Consider the following 23,235-nt stretch of genomic DNA (forward strand, 5'->3'; position numbering starts at 1 on the left):
CACCTCGTTATGTTTATTGTAACACGTAACGATGCGGTGGTCAAGTCGACGATTGTCAAAGTGCGATCATTACTTGGTTTATAGTGATTTCCCCGGCAACCTCGTTATGAATGGCCGGGAATCCAGGTTGTAAGGGAGATCGGCATCCAGTGCCGCATCGTAGGCGACAATACCTGAAACCCCCTCCCCTCCTAGCCCCTTTGCCATGTGGAATGCAGCTTCTCCAAAACCGACAAAACCAAGGCGCTTCATAGATATACCTCCTGGGGGAAAAATGAAAATCCGGAAAAGAAATAATTGAACGGGATCGAAACAGGTTATGCCGAAAAAAGACAGCCCTTCTATATCCAAAAAGGCGTACGGGAAAAACTCTCTTCCCAAATACTGAAAGAAATATATCATAAACTATTTATTTCTGCAAATATTTTTTCCGTTTATTAAGGTTTCATCCGAAACCCCATAATGACCTTACGCTCTAATGAGATCACTCTTGCATAAACAGATTTTTTCTATTTTTCTATCAGAAGGCATGATGTCATATTGAAGACAGCCTTTCCGGCAAAAAATTTGCAGGAAATCGTTCTGCAGACCTGTGTTTTTATTTTCAAAGGAGGACAGTATAGTATAGATGCCCTGGAACCCAGACGGTTTCAATTATTTCTTTTCGCATGGCCTATGAAAAACATCCTTACTGGGATAATGCAGAAAGATTTCCAGCATAGCCCCTGGAAAGTGATTCTTCCAAGAATAGGCACCATCCCTAAATCCACAGGTTCGTTCCCCAAGAGAAGAGGCATGTCCCCGGACGGGGAAGTGAACTCTTTTCGTTTCCCCGTCCCCACGGTTTTTTCTCCTTTTCAGGCGGTTGAAGCTCTTTTTCCCGTTTTGTGGATAAACTCTGGTTTTGGTATTCTAAAACTGATCACTTTTTGAGGGAACGACAGCCAAAATCTGACCACCTGGTGGTCAGATTTGCATTGGGGGGTGCGGCAGGGTAAAGCGGATCCGGCGGTCGGACCTAAATCCACATGTTTTTCAGACAGAAGAAGTGTCGCCGGGCATAAGGCGAATTCGCTCTCCCCAGGGGCGAAGAGATCTCGCTCCGCGCTCTTTGCGGAGATACCCCCTTGGGGAGGGTGCATGAGGGGAGAGAAACCGACAGGGATGTCAGTTTCACAGGCAGGCAGCCGGCGAACGCAGGGAGCCGCGGGACGCGCCTGGGCAGTTGTCACGGATGACAATCCGCACCCCGCGTAAGCGAGCACCGGTGACGCTCTCCGCTGGGGTGCGGTTTTAGGCCGGATGATTTGCATTGACAAAACCAAGGTGCCCGGTAATTTCCGGACACCTTTTTGGTACCCGTTATTTTGTTTTCATGACCGTATCTCTCGCCTCATAAATGCGATATACGATACCCCGAAACAGACTATGGACAGCGCCGCAAGTGCGGTCAGCTGGGGCCAGATCACCATCAGGCTCTGGCCGATATCAAGAGCCGAGGGAATCACTCCCTGCAGCCTGCTGACATCTATCGGGCCAAGGATTCGCACCGACGGGTTCAGCACTACCAGCGAAACCTCCTGGAGCAGGTAGGCAGGGGAAAGACGCATCAGGTTCATCCTCAGGTGTTCGTGACGGAGCACCTCTTCAGCAGGTGATTCTCTCCCGACGGGAACTATGTGATCCGCCACCACCCCCGCCACGAGCTGCACAAAAAACGCAAGAAAAATCCAGAGAGCGATGGCCGCAAGGGCCGATGTAGAAGTCTTGTCGAAAAGCACCGAGAACAGGATCGCCACGCTGAGCCAGAAAGAGGCGTAAAGCATGGCCGCCCCGAAAAACACAAGAGCCCTTAGGATCTCCGCTCCATTCAGCGCAATGCCCAACTTCGCCATGGAAATTCCGCCGATGAGAGCGAGAATCCCCCCCATCATAAGAGCCATAGCCGCAAGGGCGGCAAGGAACTTTCCGTTGATCAACGCGTCCCGGTAAACCGGCTGGGAAATCAGTAAGCTCAGAGTCCCCCGCTGCCGCTCCGCATTGATTGCGTCAAATCCCAAAAGAATTCCCAGAATGGGTACCAGGAACGTTACAAAAAAGAGGAAGGACGGCAGGTTGCCGCTCCGCTCCGTCAACAGGGAGAGGAAAAGAGCCGCGCTGTCCTGCTGCAGAAGTGTCGGGCTCTCTACTGCGGACAGCACCGCTGACAGGCTCGCCAGGATGATGATCGTGCTGATGACGGCGATGCGCCGGCTCCCCAGATGATCGGCCAGCTCCTTGCGGAAAATTGTCGTCATGCCTGCCATTGCCTACACCTCCCGAAAATATCGCAGGTAAATCTCTTCAAGGCTGTACTCCGTTCCCCGAACCTCCACCGGAAGGCAGCCTTTTTCAACTATTTCCCTGATGATCTCTGAACGCCTTGACTCATCAAAATTAGCCGTTACAAGATCTCCGGATCTGCGAAAATCTTTAAGCCCCTTTATAGTGCCGAGCTTTTCTTCGTCCACGGCACCGGAGCCGTTGGAAACTATTTTTATGGTTCCCTGCCGCTCTCCGATAATAGACTTCCCTATTTCCTCGATGGTACCGCAGGCGATCATGGAACTCTTGAACATAATACCCACACGGTCGCATACCTTCTGCACGCTGTGCAGCATATGCGAACTCAGCATGATTGTTATTCCTGATTCGTCGGCCATCTTCCTGATCAGGGAAAGGATTTTCTCCACTCCTTCCGGGTCAATGCCTGACGTCGGTTCGTCAAGTATCACAAGCTGCGGTTTCTTCAGCAGCACAGACGCCAGCCCAAGCCTTTGCCTCATTCCCTTCGAAAAAGTCCCCACAAGAGCATCGGCACTGTTGACCATTTCGACCTTCTCCAGGGCTTCATCGATGGCCCTGTCGGCATGGCTCCCTTTCAGGCCGTTCAGGTTTGCCAGGTACGTTAAATTCTCCCGTGCCGTCAGGTCTTCATAAAACCCGACGTTCTCCGCAAGGTAGCCCGTCCGCGACTTAAGCTTCAGAGGCTCTCGCGCAGGATCGAAACCAAGCACACGAACCGTCCCGGAAGTGGGCTCGGTCATCCCCAGCAGCATGAGGATCGTCGTGGTCTTCCCTGCCCCGTTGGGGCCCAGCAGACCGAACACCTCTCCGCTGCGAATGTCGAGGTTAAGGCGGTCCACTGCTGTGAAAGCCCCATACTTTTTTGTAAGCTCCCTCGTTTCAACCGCCTTTTCCATGGCTTACCTCCTTTTCAGTTTCCAGAAGGTACCGAACAGCAGCACCAAAACGACAGCTATAACAAGAATTCCCGACCATCCCCACACTGTGGACACCTTGACCGTTGCCCGGAGGGTTATCTTTTCATCCGACTCGTCGCCCGATGCCGTGAGTGCCACCAGATAATCCCCGGGAATGGTCCGTTCCGGCGCCTTCACCTTCATCTTCACCTGCTCAGGCTTGCCCGTAGAAGCAAGGGGGGCTACCGATGAAAGGCTTTCCGGTTCGAAGGAGACATCCCAGTCATCAGGCTTGTTCGCAAAAAACTTCACATTATTTATCGGCGCCGACCCATCGTTCCATACAAACAGTGTCACCGTCTTTTCGCTGCCCGCCAGAGTGTCGAAGTTCAATCGCTGGTTATCCGGCAAAATTGATAGATCGTAAGTTCCGGTGACGACTGCCTTCAGTTCAACCACGGATTCCTCTTCTCCTGTCCCGGCGGTAAATGTGACGGGATACTCCCCCTTCTTAACCGAGGAAGGAGGAGTTACAGTCACCATAAGCGTCTCGGTCTTGTTTCCCTCCATGCGGAAAGACTGGATTTTCCTGCCCGACTCCCACCGTGGAGAGATCGACCCCGACCATCCGGCCGGAACGGAGAGGCTAAAATCCGTCACAAGGCTTTCTTTTCCCTTGTTCTCTATTTTGATCTCGTAGGTAAAAGACGACCCTGCAGCGTTCTCAACCACCGGGTAGGTACAGGAAGTCTCCAGGAGTTTTTCCACGGGAAGAACCTCCTCGGCCTCGTACTTCACCACGAGAGGGACCCGAACTGCTTCCCCTCCCGCTTCCGGGGTTACCACAAGGGCTCCCTCGTACATGCCCGGCTTGGCGTCTTTCGCCGGGGTAAGGACGATTACAGCCTTCGCCTCGTTGAAAGATTCTCCGCGCCCCAGGCGTACCCTGGTGACGCCGTAACCGCTCCATTTATCGCTCACCAGGCGGGCCCTCACACCGTTGGTTTCAGAAAACCCTTCAATTGAAAGAGCAACCACGTTTTCTCCCTCGGTGGCGTTCCGAAGGGTGATTTCCACCTCTGCCTTTCCCTTCTCTCCGATCACCACGCCCGTATAGGGGACATTAACGGAAAAGGACGGTTCTCCTCCGGACAGAGGTTCCGCTCGAAGAGGGGAAACCTGCACAAAGAAAAAAACGATAAGAAGCGACGCACATACAACGAAATATCTTTTCACAGTTATCCCTCCTGAATTTTGGATTTGAACAAAAAATCATCTTTTGAAGCTTGTTCTCCCCAGACAGGGAGGAACACGTCTGCAAACATACCCTTCCTGGGGAATATCTATAGCGGGCCTTAAGGCTGAAAAAGGCGCTTTGGCTACACAAAGGCAACACCTTTTTCAGCCAGAATTCTATTCAGGGAAAAACACATGTCATCCGAAAATTTACGGATAACACACATTCCTTCCGTCCGACTATCCTTTGGGGGCCTCCTTCGGACGATGGACGTACGCACCGCATGATGCCCGTGCGACAACTTTGGCCGCCGCACTCCCGAGAAAGATCCGCTCCACGCCGCTCAGTCTCCGTGTCCGATCATGATCAGCTCTGCGCCCCCGACCTGAAGCGCGGCCCCCGCCCGGTACTCCGAGATCAGTGGGCCGAGAAGATGCTCAGATAGCGATCACCCCGGTCCACCTGCAATGTGACCACGACGTCGTCGGCTGGAAGCGTTCGGGCGATTTTCAAGGCTGCGGCGATATTTGCGCCGGTTGAAATTCCGGACGAGAGTCCGTGTTTTTTCGAGAGACGGCGCGCCGTCTCCACAGCCTCGTCCCCTGAGACGGTTACGACTTCGTCAAGAACTGAGCGATCAAGGATTTCCGGAACAAAGTTAGCTCCGATACCCTGTATCTTGTGTTTTCCCGCTTCTCCTTTCGAGAGAAGCGGGCTCTCCGCAGGCTCGACCGCTACGATTTTCGTGCTGGGGTGGAGCTGTTTGAATGTCCTTCCCACGCCTGTGATGGTGCCGCCCGTTCCCACGCCGGCGACGAACGCCGCCGGCGTCAGCCCGAGGGGAAGTCCCCGCAGAATCTCCGCCGCCGTGGTGACTTGGTGCGCCCAAGGGTTTCCCGGATTGGAAAACTGGTCGGGAAGAAATGCGCCAACAGTCGACTCGACGATTCTGTGCGCTTCGTCCACCGCTCCTTTCATCCCCTCCGAAGCTGGGGTGAGGACTAGTTCCGCGCCGTACGCGGAGAGCAACTTTCTTCTTTCCACCGACATGGATTCCGGCATCGTCAATACGACACGGAGTCCGAGTGCCCCTCCCAGCATGGCGAGCGCTATACCCGTATTACCGCTTGTGGGCTCGACAATAACGGAATTCTCATTGAGCAGTCCGTCGGCTTCCGCTTTGTGGAGCATCCCCCATGCAGTCCTGTCTTTCACCGACCCTCCTGGATTGTTCCCCTCCAGTTTGATCAGTATTCGAGCGCCCCCCGTGTCTTCCAGTCTGAAAAACGGCGTGTTGCCGATGAGCGTCGCAATTGCGATTTCGTCTACTTTATATCGCATAGTCGTATTCCTCCTCCTTGGTTTCGGCGTCTTTGTTTTTCAGTTGTCCGCCGAGCTGTTCCAGTTGCTTTTCCAATCTTTGCATCCTGAAAAGAATTTGTTCATATGAAATAGCATCCTGACCAATGTCTCTTTTCACTTTTTCTCCATTAACGCGAACTATCTCGGCTTTTCTTCCGACGACTGTCGAGTTCGGCGGAATAGAATCGAGCACAATGCTCCCGGCACCCACCTTCGAGTGATCACCGATGGAGATAGGCCCGAGAATCTTGGCGCCGCTCCCGATGACGACGTGTGCGCCGATGGTGGGATGACGCTTCCATGTGGTTTCATTCCCTGTGGCGCCAAGGGTGACTCCTTGGTAGATCACGGAGTTTTCTCCCACAACGGCGCTCTCGCCTATAACGACTCCCGAACCGTGATCGATAAAAACACCGGCTTCGAGCACGGCTCCCGGATGGATTTCAATGCCCGTCCACCAACGAACGACGAGGGAGAGAAAGCGGGGAAGCACCGGAATCCGACATCGCGTGTGAAGAAAGTGAATACCTCTGTGCGCCGCGACGGAAAGAAAACCGGGAGTGCAGAACAGAATCTCCGCTACCCCTCGCAGCCCCTTCGGTATGGCCGGATCGTTTTGTCGCACTGCCCTATAGTCCCGAGCTACTTTTGAAAACACCCCAATTGGAACGCCTCCTTATATGAAGCGAGGGACCGCCTCTTTCCTGCGGTCCCTCGCAAAAATACTTTTCCCCTGTGACGGGGCGATGGTCGAACGCCGCAGCTTTGTTCCACCGCGGCACGAAACATGTGGCGGCGGATTATGTGAAACAACCCTCCGCGCAACAACACACAAAAGCATTAAACTCTAGTAAAGTGATGGCCTTTTTTCTCATGTCCGTTATGATATCAGGTTTATTCCTTTGTGGCAATACGGCTCCCGGGCCCCTAAATCCGCACCTCAGCGGGGAGTGTCACCGGAACTCGCTTGGGCGGGGGGGTGCAGATTGTCGCCTTTGACAACTGCCCAAGCGAGTCCCGCGGCTCCCTGCGTTCGCCGGTTGCCTGCTTGTGAAACCGACATCCGTGTCGGTTTCTCTCACCTCAGGCGCCTTTCCCCAGGGGATATCTCCGCAAGGAGCGCGGAGCGAGATCTCTTCGCCCCTGGGGGGAGGGCGAATTCACCGTATGCCCGGCGGCACTCCCTCTGCCTGAAAAATTAGCGGATTTAGGCGGGCCGGGTATTTCCGCTCCTCTTTCTCCGAAAAGAAAATGCGGCTTGTATAAAAGGCGGCAATCTTATATAAACTTTTATCACAGGAGTCTTTCAGTCCGCGTGACGAGTACAGGAAGGGAGAAAGCCGGGCGGGGATGCCTTCTGGGAGGGAACCGCCCTGTGGGTTCCGGAGGGGGGACGCGCTGTTCCTGGTGGAGAACTATGCGCCCCTGGGAGACTTTTTCGAGGCTATGAACGCCGCTCTCGAGAAGCAGAAAACTCGCCCTGGCCCGCACGACTGCGGAGGTGATCCTGGAAAGGGTGAAATGAGGGAGTTTTTTTAAGACCTTCCGGCTTCAAAAATTCCGCGGAATTGATGATTGGCCGGAAGCGGCCTTGTTTTAACGAAACAGGTTAAAAGTGTTCGCCATTTGATAAAAGGGAGACCTGAAAGGATGAGAAAATTCAATTTTTCGGCCGGCCCGGCGGTTCTGCCCCTGCCGGTGCTGGAGGAAGTCAGGGATACGCTGGTGGACTACAGGGGAAACGGCTTGTCCCTTCTCGAGTGCAGCCACAGAAGTAAAATGTACGAAGACGTGCACAACGAGACGATTTCCCTGTTCCGGGAACTGTTGGGGCTGCCGGAGAGCCACAAGGTCATCTTTCTGGGAGGCGGTGCGACTCTTCAGTTCTCCATGGTTCCCATGAACTTCCTGACGCCGGGGAAGGCATGCGACATCGTGGTCAGCGGCGCGTGGGCGAAAAAGGCCCTTTCCGACGCGAAAAAGATCGGTGACGTGAAGGTGGTCTTCGACGGCGCCGAAACGAAGTACACCACCCTGCCGAAATCCGAAAGTATATACACCCCCGACGCGGCCTACGTCCACATCACATCAAACGAGACCATCGGGGGGCTGCAGTGGAAGACGTTCCCCGACACGGGCGACGTTCCCCTGATAGCGGACATGTCGAGCGACATCATGAGCACTCCCCTTCCCGTGGAGAAATTCAGCATGATATACGCGGGCGCGCAGAAGAACCTGGGCACCTCGGGAGTAGCAGCGGCAATCATTCACGAGAAGCTGCTCGAACGGTGCCCCAAGTCGCTGACCGCTTATCTGAACTACGGCATCCACGCAGAGAAGAATTCACTCTACAACACTCCCCCCGTATTCTCCATCTACATCATGATGCTCGTCCTGAGATGGGTGAAGGCGCAGGGAGGGGTCGCGAAGATGCGCGAACTTTCGTCGCGGAAGGCGGGAGCCATATACCAGGTGATCGACTCCAGCGGCGGCTTCTATTCCTGCCCCGTCGAGAAGGAGAGCCGTTCCGTGATGAACGTAATTTTCCGCCTGCCCTCCGAGGAACTGGACATGAAATTCCTCGAGGAGGCGGAGGCCCTGAATATGATCGGGCTGAAGGGGTACCGGGATGCGGGAGGATGCAGGGCATCTCTCTACAACGCCATGCCCCTTGAAGGAGCTCTGACCCTGGCCGGTTTCATGAAGGACTTCGCGGCTGCCAACGGGTAAGGGGAGCCCTTTATCAGTAAGGCATCCTTATCTGCGTCCGAATTCAGGAAAGCGGAAGTTCTTCTGAGACCCTCAGGAATGACGTATCGGCAGGGGACAGCGGAAAAGCCGTCCTCTTTTTTTATTCTTCCCGTGCCGCCGGCACTCCGTGGTGATATCGCCTGCCAAGGTTAAAGAGGGCGAGGCCGGAGAGGATGACCGCCCCGCCGATCAGTGTGGCGGAATCCGGGCTCTCGCCCGCGATGAGGAAGCCCAGCAGACTTGAGAGCAGCGGGGTCACGAACATGTAGTTACTCACCGAGGACGTGTTCCCGGCTTTCTCGAAAGCCTTCGACCAGGCGACGTAGGCTATGGCACTGGAAAACACGGAAAGCATGGCGAGGTTGAAGAGCTGGGAAGGAGGCGCTGAGGCCAGTTCGATGAACGACCGGGACGCAAAGACGGCGAGCATGGCGGTTCCCCCCATGATGCTGTAGGCGGCAGTCTGCAGACCGGAGTATTTTTTCGTCAGCCCCTTCTGAAGGAGGTTGTAAACGCTGAGGACCAGCGCTGCCAAAAGCAGCCAGAGGATCCCCCTGTTTACGGTGAGGGCGCCCTTCATGAGCGAGAGGACCAGGATGCCGCAAAACTCCACGGCAATAGCCGCCCATTGGAGCATTCCCACCCTTTCGCCCTGAAACAGGACGGCGAGGAGGGCGGTAATCACTGGTGCGGAGGATATGATAATGCTGCTTGTTGCCGATGTGACGGTGAGGGAGCCCTGGTTGAAGAATCCCAGGTAAAGAAAGAAGCCTGCTGCCCCGGCTGCTGCGAAGTACTTGAGGTCTTCCCTCCGGGGGAGCTTCATTCCGGTGCGGAAGCCCACCGCGCCGAGGATGCATGAGGCGATGAGGCAGCGCAGAAAGCCGAGAGAGAGGGGCGAAAAGTGGGCCAGGGCCAGGCGGGTGAAGACATAGGCCAGGGACCAGCAGAAAATGGCCGTAAAGGCGTAGGGATGGTAGCTTCGAAAAATTTTCAGAAGGGGCACCTCCAATGGCAGCCCGGGAAAGGGGAACCCTGCGGAAGGGGGGAAGCCTTCCGCAGGGTGTCGTGTTTTTCGTACGCAGCTCCGGGGATGGAAAAATCAGAGCACGTAGGTTCCCGAAACGGTGTCCCCTCCCCGCTCCGTCCAGTTAGTGTGGAAGAATTTGCCCCTTTCGGCGTCCAGCCTCTGGTACATGTGGGCACCGAAGTAGTCCCGTTGTGCCTGGAGCAGGTTCGCGGGAAGGAATTCGCTGGTATAGCCGTCGAAATAGGCCAGGCCGGAACTCATGGCTGGGATTGGAATGCCCTGTTTTACGGCAGTGGCCGCCACGTCCCTCCAGGAGGGAATCAGCTCTTTCATCAGATCCTTGAAATAGGGGTCGAGGATGAGGTTGGTGAGGCCGGGGTTCCGGTCGAAGGCTTCCTTGATCTTGCCAAGGAAAGCGCTGCGGATGATGCACCCCGCCCGCCAGAGAAGGGCGATGCCGCCGTAGTTCAGCTTCCAGCCGTAGGTCTCCGCAGCGGCCCTGAGGAGGGTGTACCCCTGGGCGTAGGAGATGATCTTGGATGCGAGGAGAGCTTTCCGGATTTTCTCGAGAAATTCGGCCCTGTCACCTTGGAAAGGGGTCTTTTCCCTTGGGAATTCACCGGCGGCGATCACCCGCTCGTCCTTCATGGCGGAGAGGCACCGGGCGAAAACGGCCTCGCTGATGAGGGTGAGAGGCACCCCTTCGTCCAGGGCGGAAACGCTCATCCACTTGCCCGTCCCCTTCTGCCCGGCGGTGTCGAGGATCTTGTCCACCAGTGGTTGTCCGTCGGCATCTTTGTAGGCGAGGATGTCCCTGGTGATCTCGATGAGGTAGCTGTCAAGCTCCGTCTCGTTGAACCGTTTGAAGGCTTCGTGCATCTCGTCGGCAGTCATGCCCAGCATGTCCCGCATGAGGTGGTAGGCCTCGCAGATGAGCTGCATGTCTCCGTACTCGATGCCGTTGTGGACCATCTTGACGAAGTGTCCTGCGCCGTTGTCGCCCATCCAGTCGCAGCAGGGTGTGCCGTCCTCAACCCTGGCGCTGATGGACTGGAAGATGTCCCTGACATGGGGCCAGGCGGCGGCCGAACCGCCGGGCATCATGGAAGGTCCCTTGAGGGCCCCCTCTTCTCCGCCGCTGACCCCGGTGCCGATGTAGAGAAGCCCCTTGCTTTCCACGTAGGCTGTCCGCCGGATGGTGTCGGAGAAGTGACTGTTGCCGCCGTCGATGAGGATGTCGCCCTTTTCGACGAGGGGCAGAAGTTGTTCGATCATTTCGTCCACTGCCTTGCCGGCCTGGACCATCATCATGATCTTCCGGGGGCGTTCGAGGCTCTCCACCAGTTCTTCGAGGGAATAGGTGCCGATAATGTTCTTTCCCTTCGCGCGCCCTTCCACGAAACGGGTGACCTTGTCCGTGGTGCGATTGAACACGGAAACGGTGTACCCCTTGGATTCCATGTTCATGACAAGGTTTTCACCCATGACCGCCAGGCCGATGAGGCCGATGTCTGCTTTTTTCATGTCGCAGCTCCTTATCGTCGAGATAGCCGCTCCTCGGAGCGGACCCCTTACCGTTTCACCCGGGCGTTGCCTTCCCACACGCTCCAGACCTGCTCCTCGCTCGCGGGAAGGGCGAAGTCGTAGACCATGGTGGTGGCCATGGCGCCGGTGGCCCAGCCGAACTGGAGGGCCTTCTCCGGTTCCCACCCCTTGTTCAGGCCGTAGAGCAGTCCGCCGACGAAACCGTCGCCGCCGCCGATGCGGTCGAGGATGTGGATGGGCCGGGGCGGGGCCTCGAACCAACCTCCGTCCGAGTGAAGGATGGCCCCCCAGAGGTGTTCGTTGGCGTGGACCACCTGGCGGAGAGTGGTGGCAAAGACGGACGCGTTGGGGAAAGCTTTCCGGGCATTGTCGATCATGCCCTTGAAGCTGTCCATCTTGCCGGCGATATCCGTCCCTCCGGCCTCGGGGCCCTGGACGCCCAGGGCGAGCTGGAAGTCTTCCTCGTTGCCGATGAGATAGTCCGTCAGGGAGGCGATTTCGTTGAAGAGGGCGTGAAGCTCCTCTCCCCTGCCCTTCCAGAAAGATTCACGGTAGTTCAGGTCGAAGCTGATGAGAGTGCCGTGGCTCTTGGCGGCCCGGGCAAGCTCGATGCAGAACTGCCCCGTCTCGGGCGAGAGGGCTGCAATGAGGCCCGAGACGTGGAGCACCCGAACTCCTTCCCGGCCGAAGAGCCGTTCAAGGTCGAAATCCTTGACGTTGAGGGTCCTGCCCACTTCCCCGGCACGATCGTTGGTCACCCGGGGTCCCCGGACGCCGTATCCTGTGTCGGCGATGTTGAACTGGTGCCGGTATCCCCACGGGCCTCCCTGGGGCACTTCCTTCCCCTCAAACTCGATGCCCCGCTTGCGGAGGTCGTTCTTGATGAGTAGCGCTATGGGGCTATCCTTCACGAAGGTGGTGAGAACCTTGACCCTCTCTCCCAGGGCGGCGCTGACGGTGAGGACGTTGCTCTCTGCGCTGGTGGCCTGGAGGAAGAAATGGTCGCTCACGTGCACAGGCTGCTGGTAAAGGGGGGTGATCCGCACCCCCATGCTGGTGGGGCAGACAAGCGAGTAGGTCCAGTTTTCCCGAACGGTCGGTTTCATCATCATATCCTCCTTCTCGGCAGGAATCGGCCTGCTAAAAGATTAAAAACATATTTTTCCGTATTGGCGGCACCGGGCGAAGGCTGTTCTCCCGGAAACAAACCGGCAGTTTCCTGCTCATTTCGGGGATCGCCCGCACTTTTTACAATATAGCAGAAAAAAGGGGGAATGGCTTCCCCCGGAAAGAGAGAAAAAAAGGGCTTCCCGAACGGGAAGCCCTTGCAGCAATGGTTTTGGAACTATCAGCCCCTGGTCTGCAGCGAGTGGTACTTGAACTGCTTCCGTGCCTCGTCGAGCCTCATGCCCCGCTCCGTGGCGGAGCGGATTTTTTCCTCGGCAGTCTCGATCTCAAGAGCGGTGGCGAGGACTTTCTCCTCGAACTCCCGAGGAATGACAACGACGCCGTCGGCGTCGCCCACAACGATGTCTCCTGGGCGGACCCTGATGTTGGCGATGTTGACGTGGCAGTTGACACCGTCTACCTGAACCCGGTCCTTGCCGGTCCGCATGTATCGGCCACAGCTGAAGACAGGATAGTCCAGCTCAAAACTACGGTTGGTGTCGCGACACACTCCGTCAATTACTGTGCCCGCGATCCCCCTGCGCTTAGCCACGCTCGTTAGGATATCTCCCCAGACAGTGCAGTCCATCCGTCCCTGGTTGTCCAACACGACGACATTGCCTTCCGGCACATCGTCGATAAAGTCGCCCACTGTTCCCTTCTCGAGGTCAACCGGGCCGTACCTGAGGGTGAAGGCCCGGCCGGAGATTTTCCACGCCGGGTTGAAGGATTTGATGCCGAGGCACTGGCCCGTCAGGCCGTTTTTATCGAGGGCATCGGAAATGGTGGATGTGTCGATTTTGTGAAACTGCTCAACGATTTTTCCCATGATCTGCGCACTCCTTTTTTCTGGTTTTGTTTCGTTCGTTTTTCTGCTGTCTGCTGTATCCCGAAAAAATAGTACCAGGTGCCTTATGCCGTTTTTGCCCCGCTTCAGCGCATGAGGTTCGGCAGGAAGAGAATGACCTGAGGGAAGAAGTTTAGTCCGATGAGCGCAACCACCATGGCCGCCACCAGCGGCATAACTTCCTTCACAAGGCTTTCCAGCTTGATGTTGCCGATGTCGCAGGCGATAAAAAGGCACATGCCCACGGGGGGCGTGTTGTGGCCTATGGCGAGGGCGATGACCATGATGATGCCGAAGAACAGCGGGTCGATCCCGAGACTCGTGATGATCGGGTAGAAGATGGGGGCCATGAGCACCATGGCCGCCGTGTTGTTCAGGAAAGTGCCAATGATGAGGAGGATCAGCACCATGATGAGCTGGACGACGATGGCGTTGTTGGAGAAGCCGAGAATGGAACTGGCGATGGTCTGGGGTATCTGCTCGCTTACGAGAACGAAACTGAGCACCTCGGCGGTGACCATGAGGTACATGACGAGCGCCGTGGACTTGGCGGACTTCAGTACGAGCTTGGGAAGATCCTTGAAGGAAATCTCCCGGTGAATGAAAATGCCCACGATAAGGCCGTACACCACCGCGACGGCCGCTGATTCCGTGGGTGTAAAGATGCCCGCGTAAATACCTCCTAGGATGAGAACGGGCATGAAGATGGCAAACACGGCCTCCCTGCAGTATTTCAGGATCGTCTTCAGGGAGGTTTTCTCTTCGCCGCGGTATCCCCTTTTCATGGAGATGATGTATTCCACTATCATCAGGGCAATGCAGATGATGATGCCGGGGATGATGCCCCCCAGGAAGAGGGCTCCGATGGAGACTCCCGTAGAAACTCCGTACAGCACCATGGTAAGGCTGGGAGGAATGATGAGGCCGATCGTTCCCGAGGCGGCCACGACCGCGCCGGCGAAATTCCTGTCATATCCCCTCTCCACCATGGGTTTTATCATGACGCCGCCGATGGCGGCCGTCGTGGCCGGAGCCGATCCCGAAAGGGCACCGAAAAAAGTGGATGCCACCGTGGCGACGAGGGCAAGGCCGCCGCTCATTCTTCCGAAGAAGGCCCCCGCAAGGTTGACGAGCCTGCGGGACACTCCCCCTTCGCTCATGATGTTTCCGGCAAGGATAAAAAATGGTACCGCCATAAGGGCAAAGGAATTTCCGGCGTTGAACATGTTCTGCACCAGGACTCCGATGTCAGCGGCTCCGGTGATAACCACCGAGAATATGCATGACAGGCCGATGGCCACGATGATGGGCACGCCGAGAAGAAGAAACCCGATGAAAAAGACCGCCAGCAGAAAACTCATTGTTTGATCTCCTTCATCTGATCTATGGATTTGAGAATAACTTCAAGGAGCATGAATAGGGAGAGAAAGCTGGCGACCGGCACTATCATGAATACGTATCCCATCTTCAGCCATTCCATAGACGGGGATACCACTTCAAAGTCGATGATCTGCAGGGCCATGGGATACGAATACCAGACCACGATCGCAAGGAAGAGAAAAGACAGGAGATGGGCCACGATGACGATGATCTGCCTGACAAAGGGGTTCTTTATGGAGTCGACGAAAAGGGACATGTTTATATGCCTTGACTCCCGGTACAGAAGCACCGCACCGAAAAAGAACACTCCCGAAAACAGGTATCCGGCAAGCTCTTCGGACCAGGAGAGGGGCTGTGCAAGAACGTAGCGGAAATAGACTTGCATGACGATGAATACGACCATTCCCGTCATCAGGAGAGTAATCAGGACTTCGAGCAGCCTGCACAGCCTGTCGTTGATATAGGTTACTGTTTTGAGCATAATGCGGAAAACCTCCCGTGGGGACAAGAATCAGCAGAACGTTCCGGCGATCCGGCTCAATTCCCGATGGGTAAAGGGAATCCCGGATCGCCGGAAGTATCTGGAGTAAGGGCTACTTTCTGCCGGTTGCCGCCAGAATCTTGTCCAGCATTTCACCGTACTTTTCCCTGTATTTCTCGTAGACGGGAGCAACGGCCTGCCTGAAGGGTTCCTTGTCGGGGCGGGTAAAGACAACGCCATGGGCTTCGCACTGTTTTACTTCCTCGTCGTCGAGTTTTCTCTGGTTGTCGTAGGAGAACCGGCTGACCTTTTTCGCCTCTTCGATGAAAATCGCCTTATCCTCTGACGGAATGGAACTCCAAAGCTTGTTGGACATGATGAGCACGCCGGGCATGTACATGTAACCCACGAGGGCCGCCGTCTTGGTGAGTTCGTAGTATTTTTGGGTGAGCATGTGAGTGAGGGTTCCCTCACAACCGTCGATGGTGCCGAGCTGCCAGGCGGAATAGACGTCGTTGAAGCCCATGGGAACGGCGCTGGCGCCCATGGCGTTGATGGTGTCGATCATCTCGGCGGAGTTGACGACCCGGAGCTTCATTCCCTTGAGATCGTCGGGATGGTTCACGGGCCTGGGGGGGAAGAGGTGGCGGAATCCGCTCTCGAACCAGCCGATGACCACGAGGTTCCTCTTGGCAAGACTTTCTGCGAATTCTGCGCCGATAGGTCCGTGCAGCACTTCATAGGCTTCCTCGGAGTCGTTGAAAAGGAAGGGGAGGTTCAGGACGCCGATCTTGGGGCTGTAGGACGTCAGGAGCGACCCCGTGGCCATGACCATGTCCCTGGTTCCGAGCTGGCAGCCTTCGATGAGCTGGTTCTGCTTGCCGTACAAATCCGAATGATACACTTCCAGCACGTAGCGGTTGTTGGTCGCCTCGGCAATCTGCTTCCCCCACATCTCAAGGTACAACTGATAAGGGAACTGGGCGTTTCCGCTGTGCCCCACCTTGATCACCCTGGGAGCGGCAAAGGCGGTTGAGACAGCCAGAAGTATACAGAGCAGAATTACGATGCCAAACAGTCTTTTCCCTTTCACTGAAATAGCCTCCTTCTGTGGATACAAATTTTTGCACCATTCTCATTTCTGCCTTAAGTTTCGACGGAAATGAGAAAGAACGGGAAAAACTTCCAGGAAAACCTACTGTTTCATGCCGACGCTTTCCGGAACTCCGTCCAGCTTGAGCAGGTTGTAGAGTGTTTCTCCCTTTTCTATCCTTTCTCTTATTTCCCTTTCCTTGTTCACCACGGCTCGGCTTTTTTCCAGGATTTCCTCCGCTTTTCCCGAGGGAATGACCACGATGCCATCAGCGTCACCCACCACAAGATCACCCGGAAGAACCGGAACATTTCCGCATGACACAGGAATATTGACGGACCCCGGCGAGGCCTTGAAGCCTCCCTGAGGAGAGACCGACCGGGCAAAAACGGGCAGGGGCGACGCGGCAAGCTCCTGGCAGTCCCGGACGCCACCGTCGAGGATGACGCCCCCGAGCTTCTTCTGCCGGGCCATCTGGTTCATGAGACCGCCCCAGAGCCCGGTGTCGTATATTCCGCCCGCATCGATTACAAGGACGTCGCCAGGCCTGGCCATCTCCAATGCGACATGGATTGCCAGGTTGTCGGCCCGGTAGGTCTGGACTGTCAGGGCGGGACCGCAGAGTCTCATATCCGGGTTCATGGGTTTGATCATCCACGACATGCACCCGAACCGCCCGCGGGCATCCCCGATGTTGGCCACGGGAATATTGCGGTACCCCTCGATTATTTCCTTCGGTATCACGTCGCAGCAGGGATTCACTAGAAACAAATCTTCTCACCTCGGTCTCGCAAAAAAGAACATTTCGCTTTGATTTCCGAGCGCATGCAGTTCGGCAAAAGAACTATACCGCAATACCACTACTTCGTAAAACAAAGATTTTCGTTATATAATATTATCTAAATAAATATATTCGGGGAGGAAGCGAAATGCTCTCCATCGGGACGGAAACCTTTCTCGCCATCATAGAAAACGGAAGCCTGAGCAGGGCGGCGGAACAGCTGAAAATTACCCAGTCCACGGTGAGCCTCAGGCTCAAAAACCTAGAGACGGAGCTGGGGTGCACCCTTATCGACAGACGAAGGGGAGAGCGGAGCATCGAACTGACCCCTGCGGGCAAGGCCTATCTTCATTTTGCGGAGCAGATGAGAGATATTGCCCAGGATATGAACGTTGAGGAACTTTCCGGCGGATCGCTCAAAATCGGCGGGGTGGACAGCGCCCACGTCTTTCTTCTTTCCCCCATCTTCAGGTCGCTGATAACCCATACGCCCCCGGTCAAGGTGATCCTGGGGACTCACCAGAGCTGGCAGATCCAGGACATGGTGGAGAGGCGGCAGCTGGACGCCGGGTTCGCCATTTCGGTGGTACGTTCGCCCAATATCGTCGCCCAGCCCCTGATCAGGGAGGAGTACTTCCTGATGCGCCTTCCGCGGGAGGGGAAAAGCAGCGGGACAGTGGTGGACGCCCGAACTCTGGATCCTCTCGAGGAACTGCACATCAACTGGTGCAGCAGCTACATGCTGTGGCACGACCATATCTGGAATCCCCTGGAGTCGGCGAACATCCAGCTCGACACCGTGGCGTGCATTACCCGAATGCTTTTTTCACCAAAACAGTGGGCCATCGTGCCCGCCTCGGTGAAGGAGCATTACGGCGACCGGTACCTGTTTCAGCGCCTTGATCCGCCGCCGCCGCCGAGGCCCCTGCACTTCCTTGTTCACCGTCATCCTTCCCTGCGAGCGGTGAGGGGGCTGAAAATCCTCAGGGATATTCTGGGCCGGGTATTTCCGGACATGGCCTCCCTTTCGGCGTGAGCCGGAAGGCGTTTTCAGAGGTCCGCCCCTATTTCCTCCAGCAGAACCTCCATCTGACGGCTGAACGTACCGTGAAGTTCCCAGATCCTGTCAACGTCGGCGTCCTCAAGGACCCCCTGGAGATCCCTGGCGGTTTTATGGAGAGATGTGGCTCCTATGCTGCTATGCTGCCTGAACTGCTTTTCTCCTTGTGAACCATCTTCGCAGCTTTATCGTACTGCCCGGCTTCCACCACGTCGGCGGTAAGGGCGATGATGGGAACTGCAGAGGCAATTTCCTTGATCCTGAGTGACGCGTCATACCCGTTGAGGACGGGCATGTGAAGGTCCATAAGGACAAGGCTTATTTCCAATGAGTTTTCTAGGAAGGCCGCCACGCCCTTTTCACCGTCATCCGCAAGGATGATGGAGAACCCTTCCTGTTCGAGCAGGGATTTTGCGATGAGCCGGTTTGTTTTATTGTCCTCCACCACGAGAATGGTTTCGCCTGATGTTTTCATTTTTTCCGTAACTACCTGTTCTTTCTTGTCCTGAGATTCGCCGCCGACAGAGGAGACAGCCTTCAGCTTGAAGATTTCCTGTATGGTATTGAAGAGGACTTATTGAATGACCGGCTTACCAACGGCCATTTCGATTCCGTGCTCTTCCGTCCTGTCGAAGAGGTCTTCCCGCATCATGGGGAACGGCACGATGACGGCCGGCATTTTGACAATCCTCGGATTAACCTTCATTTTGTCCACGAAGCTGAAGGCATTTTCCTCCGGCGTTTCGTAGTCGATGATGAGAAGGTCGAATGGTTTGGAGAACTTGTCGTTCGCCGTTTCGAGCATGCTCCAGGCACGTTTCTCCGATGTGGTGATCTCGCACTCCATGCCGAAGGAGCTGAGATAGGAGTCGATCAGGTTCATGTGGGCCCGGTCTTCTCCAGGACGAGAGTCTTGATGTTCCTGAAGTATGAGGAAGCTATCCTTTTCCGGTACTCTTCCTCGTTTTTCCCTGTCTCTTGGCACACAAAAATTCAGACATCGTCACCCTCCCCGTCCGCGTCCTGAAGGAACTCCAATTCTTCCTCCCGGGCCAGGTAGTCCACTCCGGCGAGAGATTCCACGTGGTGGCGGAGTTCGTGGATCACCGTTTCCTCGATCTCTTCCTCCCATTCTTCCGCCGAAGCCCCATCCAGCGCCTCGGCAAAGCTGCCGTAATAGAGCAGGACCAGGCTGCCGAGATCCGGGTCCTCAATGTATTCACCCATGATGAGGGCGTCTCCGTCTTCCTTCCCTTCCGGTCGGACCAGGATCCCCCCGTTGAGCTGCCGGAAGAGATCCGGGGGCAGGGTTTCAAGAACTGCGTCGACCGTTTTCCTGAACCGGCGGATGTTCATGTTCTCGTTCTCCCTTCAGAGGGCTGTGAATTCCGCCCCGCATTCCCTGAAGGCATCCGCCGCCGCCGGATCGAAATGGGTGCCTCTTCCTTCCGGAATGGCGGCGACGCTTTTCTCGTGGGAAAAAGCCTCCTTGTAGGGGCGGGCCGACCGGAGGGCGTCATGGACATCGGCCAGGGCCATGATCCCCCTGGGGAAGGCCGCGACGGGGGAACCTCTCCGCCCGAGCAGTTCGACGAGGATGGCGACGTCGGCCAGTGTGTCGTCCACCACCACCACCATGATCGTTTCGTTCCCGGCCCGGTGCAAAGTCGTGCTCTCCATGCGAAGCGTCCTCCTCCATGCCGAGGATCCGGGCGAGATGGTCGTAATCGAAGGCCGCCGCAAGGGCCTGAAGCCTCTCTCCGGCCGCTTCGTCATAAAGGGCCGCTTCGGCGGCAAGGTCCCGGAGCCTGAGGATGTCTCCCCGTTCTACCGCCCGGGCCATCCCGGAGCGAAGTTCGTCCGGCAGAATTGCCGGAAATTCCCCGCCGGGAACAGGGATCCACTCAGATGTGCCCTTCTCCCCGGAGAGTTCACCCGGACCGCCGGAATGTCTTCAGGGTGGACGATGGCCTCCCACAAGCCGGGCTGCAGGAGCTCATCCGGCGCATAACCGAGCAGGGAGGTCACGTTCTTGCTGACCCAGGTGATGGAATGGTCGTTGGGGTTGAGGGTGTATATGATGGAAGGGCTCACGGAAAAAAGGTGCCGCAGGCGCCGCTCGTTCTGCTCCAGCTTTTCCTGGGCCTGGCGGCGGGCTGCCATGGTGAGATTCCTGGCCCTGCTCTCGGCCGGCAAAAGAGAGGTGAGGAGGACTGCCGTCACCGCCACGACGGCCATGCCTTTGTAGATGGACAGGCGTGTCAGGACTCCCGGGGGGAGTTCCATATACTCAAGGAGCCGGTCGGAAAAGAAAATCCACAAGCAGGCAAAAATAAGATATGGAATGACGATTCTTGTTATGACCCGGACGGTCTGACCTTTCATGATTTCACCCCATCACGGCCGCCGGGAAAGAGCCGGAACAGGCTCTTTCGGAAACCCGGCAGAATTTTGTTTTAAAGCTATTATACAATTTTTTCCCATTGTCAAAGTAAATGTCAAACAGGAAGGGGGGGCCTAAATCCGCACCTCAGCGGGGAGTGTCACCGGGGAACGCTTGGGCGGGGGATGCAGATTGTCATCCTTGACAACTGCACCTGAAACCGACATCCGTGTCGGTTTCTCTCCCCCGGGCGCCCTTCCCCAGGGGATAATCTCTTCGCCCCTGGCGGGGCGAATTCACCTTATGCCCGGCGACATTCCCTCTGCCTGAAAAACCTGCGGATTTAGGGGGGGTAAAAAAACACCCCTTCCGCATATTCCGGAAGGGGTGCCGCAGAATTGTATTCTCGATGCCCTAGGCCAGCAGTCCGGCCTCCTGCATCTTCTTCCTCATGTGCTCCAGGACATCGCCGGACGTGGGGAGATTCGGGAGGAAGGGATCGCCCACGTCGAGCCCCATGAGCTTCGCCATGTCCTTGGTGGCCACGGGGAAACTCGCCAGGTCCATGGAGATCCGGACGGGGTTGAGGACAAACTGGGCCTCCAGGGAGCCCTTGAGGTCCCCTGCCCTGTATTTTTCATAGATGGACACCACCAGTTCCGGGAACATGTTCGCCGTGGTGGCGATGGCCCCGTCGGCGCCGTGGACGAGGGCGCCGTAAATCAGCGTGTCTTTGCCTCCGAAGACTTTGAAGTCCTTTTTTCCGGTCTTCATGAGGCGGACGAACTCGCTCGTGAGGGTCATGTCGCCGCTGGAGTCCTTGATGCCCACGATGTTGTCCACGTCGGCGGCAAGGCGCGTCACCAGCGATGTGGTCAGGGAATACCCTACCCTGCCGGGGTTGTTGTAAAGCAGCACCGGCGTTCCGGGGACGGCCTCCGCAATGGAACGGAAATGGCGGTACAGCTCCTCCTCGGTGGGTTTCAGAAACATGGGCTGGAGCACGGAAACACCGCTAGCACCGCATTCGGCCGCCATCCGGGCGAGCTCTCTGCATTTCCTGGTCTTGATGGTTCCCATGCCGAAATAGACGGGTACACGGCCCTTCGTCTCGTCGAGGATGATCTGAAGCCCCCGTTTCATCTCGTCCTCCTCCACCATGTAGAACTCGCCGTTGCTGCCGAAGGCCAGTATGCCGTGGACACCTCCTTCGATGACAAAGTCCACATGGCGGCGCATTCTTTCTTCGTCGATGCGCTCGTTTTCGTCAATTATCGTTACTATGGGGGGAATGACTCCCCTGATGAAATCGGTATTCACCCTGATCAATCCTTTCACGTCGTTATGATTGCCGTATTCTTCTAGGTTATCGGAGCGGGATTGAACAGGCAGAGATCGTTGTGGAGGCGGTACTTTTCTGCCCAGGGCCGTTTCCGCCCGCTCGCGGTGTCCACAATTTCCCTGAACAGGAGCTCGCCGACCTCACGGATAGTAGCCTCACCGGACGCGATGACGCCTGCGTCCACGTCGATCAGGTCGCTCCACATGCCCTTCAGGTCCGTCCGGGATGACACTTTGATCACCGGGGCCGCAGCCAGGCCGTAGGGTGTTCCCCTGCCGGTCATGAAGACCTGCAGGGTCATTCCGGAGGCAAGCTGGCAGGTCCCGCAGACCATGTCGCTGGCCGGAGTGGAGGCGTAGATCAGCCCCCTTTTCGACGGCCGCTCCCCCGGTGAGAGCACCTCCGCCACGGGAGACCGTCCCGACTTGGCGATGGACCCCATGGCCTTCTCGATGATGTTGGCCAGGCCGCCCTTCTTGTTGCCCGGCGTGGGGTTGGCACTTCTGTCCACGCCGCCCGCCCTGAGATAGTCGTCATACCAGCGCATCTCCTCCGCGAGCCGCCGTCCCACGGAAGCGTCGGCGCATCGTGCGGCCAGCTGCCGGACTCCATCCCGCACTTCGGTGACTTCGGAGAACATCACCGTGGCCCCTCCGCCGACGAGGAGGTCGGAAGCATACCCGGCCGCCGGATTGGCGGTAATGCCTGAGAAAGCATCGCTGCCGCCGCACTGCATCCCCACGCACAGGGCGGACAGAGGGAGAAGCCGCCGCCGCCGTTCATTCAGGCGCTTCAACTTTCTTTCCGCCATCTCGAGGAGGGCGTCCGTCATTTTGACGAATCCCTTGTGATCCTGGAGCAGGAGCACGTTTTCGCCGCTGATTTCACCGGGTTCAAGGAGCCGCTCCACGGTGAGTTTTTCGCACCCAAGGCCGACAACCATCAGCTCCCCGCCGAAATTGGGATTCCGGAGAAGGTTCCGGAGCGTCCGGATGGGAATTTTTGCTTCCGGGGCATCGATGGCGACGCCGCAGCCATAAGGGTGGTTCAGGGGAACGATGTCGTCCACGGCGGGATAAAGAGGAAGAAGCTCCTTCCTCATCCGTTCGACCGCCGTGTTGAGAACTCCTGCGACACACTGCACCGTGGTCATGATGCCGAGGATGTTCCTCGTGCCTCCGTAAGGGGATCCTTCCACGGGATAGCCATCGAAAACCGAAACGGGCGGTTCGGGAAGGTCCGGAAATATGTCCGTCCCGAACTCCAGGCTGTCCAGGTCAGGGGATTCCGGCTGCCGGAGCATTGTTTCGCTGATGAGATCGCCTGCCTTCACGGGCTGCAGCAGGTGCCCGAGCGCCACGCCGTACCGCACCACGGCGCTCCCTTCGGGGAGGTCGGCCAGGGCGATCTTGTGCCCCTGGGGGATGAAGGAGCGGACGGCAAGCCCGCACTCCAGAGAGGTTCCCGGTGCAAGGTCCGCCGTGGGAATGGCTACATTATCTCGTTCATCGACCCGAATGATCCGCATATCGAA

At 56.7% G+C, this 23,235-nt stretch carries 24 protein-coding genes; 3 read left to right on the plus strand and 21 right to left on the minus strand.

The genetic code is table 11. From position 1 onward, the window contains the following. Window positions 1–78 precede the first annotated feature (78 nt). Complete coding sequence (locus JMJ95_RS08655; RefSeq protein ID WP_290684539.1) at window positions 79–252, minus strand: hypothetical protein; 174 nt, start codon at window positions 250–252, stop codon at window positions 79–81. Between the two features lie 288 nt (window positions 253–540). Here JMJ95_RS08655 and JMJ95_RS08660 point away from each other — a divergent pair, with 288 nt between their 5' ends. Beyond that, window positions 541–933: a hypothetical protein gene (locus tag JMJ95_RS08660; protein WP_290684540.1), complete on the plus strand. Its 393-nt coding sequence runs from the start codon at window positions 541–543 to the stop codon at window positions 931–933. A 440-nt stretch (window positions 934–1,373) separates the two neighbouring features. On the opposite strand, the gene JMJ95_RS08665 is transcribed toward JMJ95_RS08660, so the two are convergent. From JMJ95_RS08665 to epsC, 5 genes are all read right to left on the minus strand, one after another. Continuing rightward, window positions 1,374–2,306: an ABC transporter permease subunit gene (locus tag JMJ95_RS08665; protein ID WP_290684541.1), complete on the minus strand. Its 933-nt coding sequence runs from the start codon at window positions 2,304–2,306 to the stop codon at window positions 1,374–1,376. A gap of 3 nt (window positions 2,307–2,309) precedes the next feature. Next, window positions 2,310–3,242, minus strand: coding sequence for an ABC transporter ATP-binding protein (locus JMJ95_RS08670; protein ID WP_290684543.1), 933 nt, complete (start codon window positions 3,240–3,242; stop codon window positions 2,310–2,312). 3 nt (window positions 3,243–3,245) lie between these two features. Beyond that, entirely contained in the window at window positions 3,246–4,478 is a 1,233-nt protein-coding gene (locus JMJ95_RS08675; protein ID WP_290684545.1) for an NEW3 domain-containing protein, read from the minus strand. A 418-nt stretch (window positions 4,479–4,896) separates the two neighbouring features. Then, on the minus strand, window positions 4,897–5,820 hold the full coding sequence (gene cysK / locus JMJ95_RS08680) for a cysteine synthase A (protein ID WP_290684547.1): 924 nt from the start codon (window positions 5,818–5,820) through the stop codon (window positions 4,897–4,899). Further along, the gene (gene epsC / locus JMJ95_RS08685; protein ID WP_367153784.1) at window positions 5,810–6,499 is read right to left on the minus strand and encodes a serine O-acetyltransferase EpsC; all 690 of its coding nucleotides are present in this window, start codon (window positions 6,497–6,499) and stop codon (window positions 5,810–5,812) included. The genes cysK and epsC overlap by 11 nt, the downstream gene beginning before the upstream one ends. Window positions 6,500–7,491: 992 nt before the next feature. Between epsC and serC the strand changes: the two genes are divergently transcribed. After that, window positions 7,492–8,571, plus strand: coding sequence for a 3-phosphoserine/phosphohydroxythreonine transaminase (gene serC / locus JMJ95_RS08690; RefSeq protein WP_290684549.1), 1,080 nt, complete (start codon window positions 7,492–7,494; stop codon window positions 8,569–8,571). A 121-nt stretch (window positions 8,572–8,692) separates the two neighbouring features. Here the strand turns inward: serC and JMJ95_RS08695 are convergent, their stop codons facing one another. The 8 genes from JMJ95_RS08695 to JMJ95_RS08730 form a co-directional block, all read right to left on the minus strand. Beyond that, window positions 8,693–9,598 carry an EamA family transporter gene (locus JMJ95_RS08695; protein ID WP_290684550.1) on the minus strand — a complete coding sequence of 302 codons (906 nt, stop codon included), beginning with the start codon at window positions 9,596–9,598 and terminating at the stop codon, window positions 8,693–8,695. Between the two features lie 96 nt (window positions 9,599–9,694). Beyond that, on the minus strand, window positions 9,695–11,146 hold the full coding sequence (gene gnd / locus JMJ95_RS08700) for a decarboxylating NADP(+)-dependent phosphogluconate dehydrogenase (protein ID WP_290684551.1): 1,452 nt from the start codon (window positions 11,144–11,146) through the stop codon (window positions 9,695–9,697). A 47-nt stretch (window positions 11,147–11,193) separates the two neighbouring features. Continuing rightward, on the minus strand, window positions 11,194–12,279 hold the full coding sequence (locus JMJ95_RS08705; protein WP_290684553.1) for a sugar kinase: 1,086 nt from the start codon (window positions 12,277–12,279) through the stop codon (window positions 11,194–11,196). 236 nt (window positions 12,280–12,515) lie between these two features. Further along, window positions 12,516–13,163, minus strand: a complete 648-nt coding sequence (locus JMJ95_RS08710) for an RraA family protein (RefSeq protein WP_290684555.1) — start codon at window positions 13,161–13,163, stop codon at window positions 12,516–12,518. Between the two features lie 104 nt (window positions 13,164–13,267). Further along, window positions 13,268–14,542, minus strand: coding sequence for a TRAP transporter large permease (locus JMJ95_RS08715; RefSeq protein ID WP_290684557.1), 1,275 nt, complete (start codon window positions 14,540–14,542; stop codon window positions 13,268–13,270). Then, window positions 14,539–15,042 carry a TRAP transporter small permease gene (locus JMJ95_RS08720; protein ID WP_290684559.1) on the minus strand — a complete coding sequence of 168 codons (504 nt, stop codon included), beginning with the start codon at window positions 15,040–15,042 and terminating at the stop codon, window positions 14,539–14,541. Before JMJ95_RS08720 ends, JMJ95_RS08715 begins: the two co-directional genes overlap by 4 nt. Before the next feature lie 112 nt (window positions 15,043–15,154). Continuing rightward, window positions 15,155–16,135, minus strand: a complete 981-nt coding sequence (locus JMJ95_RS08725; RefSeq protein ID WP_290684561.1) for a TRAP transporter substrate-binding protein — start codon at window positions 16,133–16,135, stop codon at window positions 15,155–15,157. A 102-nt stretch (window positions 16,136–16,237) separates the two neighbouring features. Continuing rightward, the gene (locus tag JMJ95_RS08730) at window positions 16,238–16,897 is read right to left on the minus strand and encodes an RraA family protein (RefSeq protein WP_290684564.1); all 660 of its coding nucleotides are present in this window, start codon (window positions 16,895–16,897) and stop codon (window positions 16,238–16,240) included. Between the two features lie 167 nt (window positions 16,898–17,064). On the opposite strand from JMJ95_RS08730, the gene JMJ95_RS08735 reads away from it, so the two are divergent. Continuing rightward, complete coding sequence (locus JMJ95_RS08735; RefSeq protein ID WP_290684566.1) at window positions 17,065–17,952, plus strand: LysR family transcriptional regulator; 888 nt, start codon at window positions 17,065–17,067, stop codon at window positions 17,950–17,952. Between the two features lie 154 nt (window positions 17,953–18,106). Here JMJ95_RS08735 and JMJ95_RS08740 read toward each other — a convergent pair whose 3' ends face one another. The 7 genes from JMJ95_RS08740 to garD form a co-directional block, all read right to left on the minus strand. Beyond that, window positions 18,107–18,451 carry a response regulator gene (locus JMJ95_RS08740; RefSeq protein ID WP_290684568.1) on the minus strand — a complete coding sequence of 115 codons (345 nt, stop codon included), beginning with the start codon at window positions 18,449–18,451 and terminating at the stop codon, window positions 18,107–18,109. A gap of 99 nt (window positions 18,452–18,550) precedes the next feature. Then, window positions 18,551–18,859 (minus strand): hypothetical protein, encoded by a 309-nt coding sequence (locus tag JMJ95_RS08745; RefSeq protein WP_290684569.1) that lies wholly within the window; start codon window positions 18,857–18,859, stop codon window positions 18,551–18,553. A 110-nt stretch (window positions 18,860–18,969) separates the two neighbouring features. Then, entirely contained in the window at window positions 18,970–19,332 is a 363-nt protein-coding gene (locus JMJ95_RS08750) for a metallopeptidase family protein (RefSeq protein WP_290684570.1), read from the minus strand. A 15-nt stretch (window positions 19,333–19,347) separates the two neighbouring features. After that, a complete protein-coding gene (locus tag JMJ95_RS08755) occupies window positions 19,348–19,656 on the minus strand; it encodes a hypothetical protein (protein ID WP_290684571.1) in 309 nt (102 codons plus the stop codon). 147 nt (window positions 19,657–19,803) lie between these two features. Continuing rightward, a complete protein-coding gene (locus JMJ95_RS08760) occupies window positions 19,804–20,361 on the minus strand; it encodes a PAS domain-containing protein (protein ID WP_290684573.1) in 558 nt (185 codons plus the stop codon). Window positions 20,362–20,773: 412 nt separating this feature from the next. Continuing rightward, window positions 20,774–21,679 (minus strand): dihydrodipicolinate synthase family protein, encoded by a 906-nt coding sequence (locus tag JMJ95_RS08765; RefSeq protein WP_290684575.1) that lies wholly within the window; start codon window positions 21,677–21,679, stop codon window positions 20,774–20,776. 41 nt (window positions 21,680–21,720) lie between these two features. Then, window positions 21,721–23,229, minus strand: a complete 1,509-nt coding sequence (gene garD / locus JMJ95_RS08770; protein ID WP_290684577.1) for a galactarate dehydratase — start codon at window positions 23,227–23,229, stop codon at window positions 21,721–21,723. Window positions 23,230–23,235: the final 6 nt, after the last annotated feature.

The sequence above is a fragment of the Aminivibrio sp. genome (assembly GCF_016756745.1).
Taxonomy (GTDB): Bacteria; Synergistota; Synergistia; order Synergistales; family Aminobacteriaceae; genus Aminivibrio.